The 6,354-nt window shown below is 28.1% G+C and carries 4 protein-coding genes; 2 read left to right on the top strand and 2 right to left on the bottom strand.

Annotated elements, in window-relative coordinates:
- The coding region (locus tag ABY298_RS06115) for an RNA polymerase sigma factor (RefSeq protein WP_372745124.1) at positions 1 to 378 on the bottom strand (378 nt) is incomplete at its 3' end.
- 233 nt (positions 379 to 611) lie between these two features.
- Between ABY298_RS06115 and lon the strand changes: the two genes are divergently transcribed.
- Together lon and ABY298_RS06105 are read left to right on the top strand one after the other, a co-directional pair.
- Positions 612 to 3,068, top strand: coding sequence for an endopeptidase La (gene lon, locus ABY298_RS06110; RefSeq protein ID WP_372745123.1), 2,457 nt, complete (start codon positions 612 to 614; stop codon positions 3,066 to 3,068).
- A gap of 176 nt (positions 3,069 to 3,244) precedes the next feature.
- Complete coding sequence (locus tag ABY298_RS06105) at positions 3,245 to 5,611, top strand: ATP-binding protein (protein WP_372745122.1); 2,367 nt, start codon at positions 3,245 to 3,247, stop codon at positions 5,609 to 5,611.
- Positions 5,612 to 5,618: 7 nt separating this feature from the next.
- Here ABY298_RS06105 and ABY298_RS06100 read toward each other — a convergent pair whose 3' ends face one another.
- Positions 5,619 to 6,350: an SDR family NAD(P)-dependent oxidoreductase gene (locus tag ABY298_RS06100; RefSeq protein WP_372745121.1), complete on the bottom strand. Its 732-nt coding sequence runs from the start codon at positions 6,348 to 6,350 to the stop codon at positions 5,619 to 5,621.
- Between the last annotated feature and the right edge of the window lie 4 nt (positions 6,351 to 6,354).

Below are 6,354 nucleotides of genomic sequence, written 5' to 3'. Positions count from 1 at the left end.
TTTTTCAAGAATTTCTTTACAACTTGCTTCACTAAAATCTTCATTTTCATTATTTTCATCTTCACAAATTGTAAAATTTTCTAACAATTTTGTTTCAAATTTTTTATTCTTTTTTAAAGCTGTAATACTTTTATGTATTACTATTTTCTTTAACCAAGCTCCAAATGTTACATTTCCAATAAATGAATCTAATTTTGTGAAGGCAGCCAAAAAAGATTCCTGCATAATATCTTCAGCTTCAAAACTATTATTTACAATTCTAATAGCAGTGTTATACATAGCTTTATAATACTGTTTGTAAACAGTAAATTGTGCATTTGTATCGCCTTTTTTACAAAGCTCAAGCAGTTGATTAATATGTTGAATTTCTGTTTTCAAAAATAGATTTCTAATTAAAAGACAGTGCAATAATTAAACTGTTACACTTTTAGTTAAATTTATAAAAAATAGAAGGTGTTATTCTTAATTTTGGCATAACAATTGAAAAATAATAGTAGTACGTGTTAAATTTAATGTTTTACAGTGCTGATAATCAATTAAATAAATGAATTTAAAATTTGTTATTTACTTTTTTTTAAAGATATAAATGACAAAATGACTAATTATATACTATGGGTAATTCAAAATTTTTAAAACTGGACAATCTGTCATTAGATCAAATTTTAGATGATGATGCTGATTTAATACCATTAATGACTCCAGAAGATGAAGAAGAAATAAACAAGGAAGATGTTCCTGAAATTTTACCAATATTGCCATTAAGAAATACGGTATTGTTTCCAGGAGTTGTAATTCCGATAACTGCAGGTAGAGACAAATCTATTCAGTTAATAAAAGAAGCGAATAAAGGAAATAAAATTATTGGAGTTGTAGCTCAAAAAAATGAAGCTATTGAAGATCCAACAGTAAATGATATTCATAAAGTTGGTACAGTTGCCGTAATTTTAAGAATGTTAAAAATGCCTGATGGAAATACAACCGTTATTATACAAGGTAAAAAGCGTTTTGAAATTGATACAATTGTACAAGAAAAACCATATTTTCAGGCAACAACAAAGGCGTGTTTAGAAGATAGAAGTCAGGAAAAAGATGTTGAGTTTGATGCAATAATCGATTCCATTAAAGATATGGCAATTAGAATTATTAAAGAAAATCCAAATTTACCTACTGAAGCTACTTTTGCTATTAAAAATATTGAAAGCAATCCTTTTTTAATCAATTTTGTTTCGGCAAATATGAATTTAAATGTAGAGGAGAAGCAAGAATTGTTAGAAACTAATAATTTAAAAGATAGAGCTTTACTTACGTTAAAAAAGATGACTGCAGAGTTACAACGTTTGGAATTGAGAAATGATATTCAGTCTAAAACTAGAACGGATATGGATCAACAACAACGTGAATACTATTTGCATCAACAATTAAAAACCATTCAAGAGGAATTAGGTGGAGTTTCTTATGATGAAGAATTAGAAGAAATGAAAGCTCGTTCAAAATCTAAAAAATGGTCTCCACAAGTTCAAGAAATTTTTGATAAAGAATTAGGGCGTTTGCAACGTATGAATCCGCAAGTTGCAGAATATGGCGTGCAACGTAACTATTTAGATTTGTTATTAGATTTACCTTGGAATGAATATTCTGAAGATAAATTTGATTTAAAACGCGCTCAAAAAATATTAGACCGAGATCATTTTGGATTAGAAAAAGTGAAAGAACGTATTATTGAGCATTTGGCGGTATTAAAATTAAAAGGTGATATGAAATCGCCAATAATTTGTTTATATGGTCCTCCAGGTGTTGGAAAAACATCTTTAGGAAAATCAATTGCAGAATCTTTAGGTAGAAAATATGTGCGTATGTCATTAGGTGGTTTGAGAGACGAAGCTGAAATTCGCGGACATAGAAAAACCTATATTGGTGCAATGCCAGGAAGAATTATAAAAGATATTAAAAAAGCAGGAACTTCTAATCCAGTTTTTGTGTTAGATGAAATTGATAAATTAGCTTCATCTAGCCATAATGGAGATCCTTCATCAGCAATGTTAGAGGTTTTAGATCCTGAGCAAAACACCACTTTTTACGATAATTATTTAGAGGTAGATTACGATTTATCTAAGGTATTATTCGTTGCAACTGCAAACAGTTTAAGTACTATTCCTTGGGCCTTAAAAGATAGAATGGAAATTATAAATGTGTCTGGTTATACTATTGAAGAAAAGGTAGAAATAGCTAAACGCCATTTATTACCAAAGCAATTAATAGAACACGGTTTAACAACAGAACATTTACAAATTGGAAAACGTGAGTTAGAAAAAATTGTAGAAGCATATACAAGAGAATCGGGTGTAAGAGGTTTAGAAAAGCAAATTGCTAAAATGGTGCGTTATGCGGCTAAATCAATTGCAATGGAGGAAACTTATGAGCCAAAAGTCTCTATTGAAATTATAGAAAAAGTTTTAGGTCCTTCGCATTTAGAGCGTGATAAATACGAAAGTAATGATGTTGCTGGTGTTGTTACAGGTTTAGCTTGGACAAGTGTTGGTGGTGATATTTTGTTTATAGAATCTATTATTTCTAAAGGAAAAGGAAACTTATCAATTACTGGAAATATTGGAAATGTAATGAAAGAATCTGCTACAATTGCAATGGAATATATTAAAGCAAATGAAGTAGATTTTGGTATTAAAGCAGAATGGTTAGAAAATTATAAACTACATATGCATATACCAGAAGGTGCAACTCCTAAAGATGGACCAAGTGCTGGTATTGCAATGCTAACTTCTATGGTTTCAGTATTTACACAACGTAAAGTAAAACCAAAATTAGCAATGACAGGTGAAATTACTTTGCGTGGAAAAGTGTTACCAGTTGGTGGTATTAAAGAAAAAATATTAGCCGCAAAGCGTGCAAATATTAAAGAAATAATTTTATGTAAAGAAAATGAAAAGGATATTTTAGAAATTAAAGAATCTTATTTAAAAGGATTAACATTTCATTATGTAACTGAAATGAAAGAAGTGATTGAACTGGCGTTAATGAAACAAAAAGTAAAAAATCCTAAAAAGTTATAAATATTATAATATAAAAAGCCTTCAGTATTCTGAAGGCTTTTTTTTTGTATAAATAAAGCTGTTTTTAATTTTAATTGTTAAATTCGGTATACTAAATTTTGAATAAAAAGGTAAAAATGATTTTAAAATTCCTCAAGCTTCTATTTTCCTTAATTTTTGTTTTTTGTGTAATTAATTTGGCAGTTTGTCAAGAGAAAAATAATCAAATATTAAAGGTTGGTGTTTATGACAATCCTCCAAAATTATTTTTAAATTCAAATGGTAAGCCTGTTGGGTTTTTTATTGATATTACGAATGAAATTGGAAAAGTAGAAAACTTACGGTTAGAGTATATTTATGATACTTGGGATAATTTATACAAAAAGTTACAAACCGGTGAAATAGATATATTACCTGATATGGTATATTCTGAAGAACGAGATTCCATTTTTACTTTAAATAAATTACCGGTATTAAACTCTTGGTTAGAGTTTTTTTCGCGAAGTGAACTAAAGTTAAATTCTATTTTAGATTTAGAGAATAAAAAAATTGGTGTTTTAAAAGGTTCAATGCAAGAGGACTTAATGAAAAATTTTTCAGTAAATGAACTCAATATTTCTTTTGAATTAGTCACTTTTAAAGATTACTCAACATCAGTAAAGGCTCTAAAAAATAATAGCATTGATGCTATTTTAGCAGATCGTTTTTTTGGATTTTCTAGCTTATTTGATAAAAGTATAAAATCTACAGGAATAATATTAAGACCATCTAGTTTATATTATGGTTTTACTAAAAATAAGCATAATGCTGTAGTGGAGATTTTTGACAAAAATATCTCACGTTTAAAAAATAACTCAGAATCTTACTATTATAAATCTTTATTTTATTGGTTAGATAAAAACTTTAAAACTGGAATACCAGAGAATTTAAAATTATTAATTTCGGTTGTAATTTTAGTTTTAATAATTAGTATGTTTTTTACTTTTTTGTTACGCAAAAGAGTAAAAGATAAAACAAATGAACTATTAACAGCTAAAGAGAAAGTAGAAGAAAGCGAAAAAAATTATAAAAAACTAGTAGAAACAATGCCTGATGGAGTATATAAAAGCACCCATGATGGTAAATTTGTAGAAGTGAATCCGGCAATGGTTAAAATGCTGGGCTATAACTCTAAGGAAGAATTACTAGCGTTAGATATTATAAATGACCTTTATATTGAAAGTTCGGTTAGAGATAATATAATTTTAGATGAATTAAATATAGAATTAGGCGTATTTCAGGTAAGAAAAAAAGATGGATCTTTTATTTGGGTGGAAGATCACGGTTGGTATTCTTTAAATGAAGCTGGGGAAATTATATTTCATGAAGGTATTATGAGAAATATTACTGACCGTAAAAAATCTGAAATTGAATTGGTTGAAGCAAAAGAACGTGCAGAAGAATCGGATCGTTTAAAATCTGCTTTTCTTGCTAATATGAGCCATGAAATTAGGACACCAATGAATGGGATTTTAGGTTTTTCAGAATTATTAGAAACACAAAATCTTTCAATTGAAAAACAACAAAAGTATATCAATATCATTAAAAAAAGTGGTACTCGAATGTTAAATATAATTAATGATATTATTAATATTTCAAAAATAGAATCAGGACAAATGAAGGTAGTGATTGATTCTACAAATGTTAATGAACATATAGAATATATTTATAATTTTTTTAAACCTGAGATTGAAGGAAAAGGAATTGCTTTTTCAATTGAAAGTATACCGTCATCAACTGAAAATATTGTGTTTACCGATAGTGAAAAAGTATATGCGGTATTAATAAATTTGGTAAAAAATGCTTTAAAACACACAGAAAAAGGATTTATTAAAATTGGATGTTGTAAAAAAGGGGATTTTCTGGAGTTTTTTGTAAAAGATACTGGAATTGGTATTCCAAAAGATAGAATGGAAGCCATATTTGAAAGGTTTGTTCAGGCAGATATTTCTAACAAAATGGCACGACAAGGAGCTGGGTTAGGGTTGTCTATTTCTAAAGCCTATGTTGAAATGCTAGGAGGAAAAATATGGGTAAAATCTGAAGAGCAAAAGGGAAGTGTTTTTTATTTTACAATTCCTTATAAAACAGAAGCAATTAAGGAAGATAATTTTAAATCTAAATTAGATTTGCCTACAGCAGAAGGTTTAATTCGTAAACTAAAAATTTTAATAGCGGAAGATGATGAGGCATCAGCAATGTTAATATCAATTGCTGTTGAAGAATTTGCTAATGAAATATTAATTACCAAAAATGGAGTGGAAGCCGTTGAAGCTTGTAAAAACAATCCAGATATTGATTTAGTATTAATGGATATTCAAATGCCTGAACTGAATGGCAATATGGCTACAAAAACAATTCGTACATTTAATAAATCGGTTCTTATTATTGCTCAAACAGCATACGCTTTAGTTGGAGATAAAGAGAAATTAATGGCTAGTGGTTTTGATAATTATATTACCAAACCAGTTGACATTGAAGAGTTAAAAAAATTAATTATTAACTATTTTAAAAAGGATGTTTAAAATTGGTTTAGAAATTTCTCACATCTATAATTCTACCGTTTTTTAGTACACCAGAAACATCTAATTGATAAATTTTTTCAGCTACTTGTTTTGGCGTTGATAATCCACCGTTTTCATAAAAATCTATAAAGCGTTGTACCGATTTAAAGTTTTCTTTTGGTGTATTTCTTGCTTTTGCCTGCATTTCGGTATCTACAATTCCTGGATATAAAGAAACTATTTTTACACCATTTTTCATTTCTTTTTGTTCTTTAGAAACTACTTTTGTCATCATATCTAATCCGGCTTTAGAAGCGCAATACATTGTCCAACTTTCATATGGATTTACAGCTGCACCAGATGAAATATTAACAATTTTCTTTTTACAATTAAACTCTTTAGAATGTTTAATAAATAGTGAACTTATAATTAAGGGAGCAGTTAAATTAACCTGAATTGTATAGCTTATATTTTCTGGTTCAATATTTTCAAGTGTATTTACAGTTCCTAAATTACCAGCATTATTAAATAAAGTTAAAATTGCGGTATTTGATTTATCTAAATGAGAAAAGATTTCTTTAATTGTTTTTTCAATTTGATTTACATCACTAACATCGCATTGATATTGCTCAACGGCATATTCTTTTTTTAAAATAGTTCTTGAAATTGATATAACTCTATATCCATTTTTATGATATTCTTCTGCAATACCGTGACCTAATCCTCTACTTCCTCCAGTTATAATTACAATTTTTTCCATATTT

This window comes from Lutibacter sp., assembly GCF_041596795.1.
Lineage (GTDB): Bacteria > Bacteroidota > Bacteroidia > Flavobacteriales > Flavobacteriaceae > Lutibacter.
Note: the sequence above shows the minus strand (reverse complement) of the source record. Positions and strands in the feature narration are given on the sequence as shown.

Excerpts from the sequence above, each read along its gene's own strand:
- lon (WP_372745123.1), top strand. The coding sequence starts at position 612 with ATGGGTAATTCAAAATTTTTAAAACTGGACAATCTGTCATTAGATCAA.
- ABY298_RS06100 (WP_372745121.1), bottom strand. The coding sequence starts at position 6,350 with ATGGAAAAAATTGTAATTATAACTGGAGGAAGTAGAGGATTAGGTCAC.